Source organism: Streptomyces sp. SM1 (assembly GCF_002910825.1).
Taxonomy (GTDB): domain Bacteria; phylum Actinomycetota; class Actinomycetes; order Streptomycetales; family Streptomycetaceae; genus Streptomyces; species Streptomyces okerensis.
The window spans coordinates 21,397-22,605 of sequence record NZ_NEUB01000701.1 but is presented as its reverse complement, the minus strand read 5'-3'; the positions used below and the strand labels follow the sequence as shown (position 1 = coordinate 22,605).

The 1,209-nt window shown below is 69.5% G+C and carries 1 protein-coding gene, 1 tRNA gene and 1 pseudogene; 2 read left to right on the top strand and 1 reads right to left on the bottom strand.

Annotation, left to right across the window (positions count from 1 at the left end):
- The first annotated feature begins 138 nt into the window (after positions 1-138).
- A complete protein-coding gene (gene orn / locus B9S61_RS19750; RefSeq protein WP_103543446.1) occupies positions 139-741 on the top strand; it encodes an oligoribonuclease in 603 nt (200 codons plus the stop codon).
- Between the two features lie 118 nt (positions 742-859).
- Positions 860-932 (top strand) — tRNA-His (locus tag B9S61_RS19745).
- A 120-nt stretch (positions 933-1,052) separates the two neighbouring features.
- Here the strand turns inward: B9S61_RS19745 and B9S61_RS19740 are convergent.
- Positions 1,053-1,209 (bottom strand): annotated as a pseudogene (locus B9S61_RS19740) (LacI family transcriptional regulator); the annotation flags it as partial.

The window sequence follows — 1,209 nt, the reverse complement described above, 5'->3', positions numbered from 1 at the left end:
CACTCGACGGGCCGGAGCCCTCCGGCCTCCGGCCCGTCGCCCCGCCCGGCGCACCACCGTGTCCTGTGATGTTCACACCGGCATCCCCGGCACGACCTCGGGGTCCGCACGGCGTGGCCGAGCCTTATGGTTAGACACATGAACGATCGCATGGTGTGGATCGACTGCGAGATGACCGGCCTCTCGCTGTCGGACGACGCACTCATCGAAGTGGCCGCCCTCGTCACCGACTCCGAGCTGAACGTGCTCGGCGAGGGCGTGGACATCGTCATCCGCCCGCCGGACCGGGCCCTGGAGACGATGCCGGAGGTGGTGCGGGAGATGCACACCGCGTCCGGTCTGCTCGACGAGCTGCCGGACGGCACGACGCTCGAGGATGCCGAGCGGCGGGTCCTGGAGTACGTGAGGGAACACGTCAAGGAGCCCGGCAAGGCCCCCCTGTGCGGCAACAGCGTCGGCACCGACCGCGGGTTCCTGCTGCGGGACATGCCGACCCTGGAGGACTACCTGCACTACCGCATCGTGGACGTGTCCAGCGTCAAGGAGCTGGCCCGCCGCTGGTATCCGAGGGCGTACTTCAACAGCCCCGAGAAGAACGGCAACCACCGCGCCCTCGCCGACATCCGCGAGTCCATCGCGGAACTGCGCTACTACCGCGAGGCCGTCTTCGTACCCCAGCCGGGACCCGACTCCGACACCGCGAAGAAGATCGCCGCCAAGCACGTACTGCCTGCTCAGTAGGGGCATCGAGGGGTCCTGGGAGGCCTTCGCGAAAAGCCGTGCGCGAGCACCCCTTCGGACCCTGTACACTTTTTCTCGGCCGGTCGGAGAAGTCACTGACCTCGACGACAAGGCCATGGTGGGTGTAGCTCAGCTGGTAGAGCACCTGGTTGTGGTCCAGGATGCCGCGGGTTCAAGTCCCGTCACTCACCCTCACCGGTCAGCCGGTGGCCTCCGCGGAGGCCACCGGCTGAACTCGTTCCCGCGCCGTGCACGACGGGCGGGCGCCCTCCCCGCGCCCGCGCCCGCGCGCACACCGTACGCATCGCGCGTCACGACGAGGCGCGGCCCACCAGCTCCGTGGCCAGCACCATCTGCCGCCGCTCCAGCCCCCGGGACACGGACGGCCGGCGGTCGGCGACCTCGGTGAGCAGCAGGTCGATCATCGCGCGGCCCATCTCCACGATCGGCTGGCGCACGCTGGTCAGC

Coding starts and splice junctions, on each gene's coding strand:
- orn (WP_103543446.1), top strand. CDS start 139: ATGAACGATCGCATGGTGTGGATCGACTGCGAGATGACCGGCCTCTCG.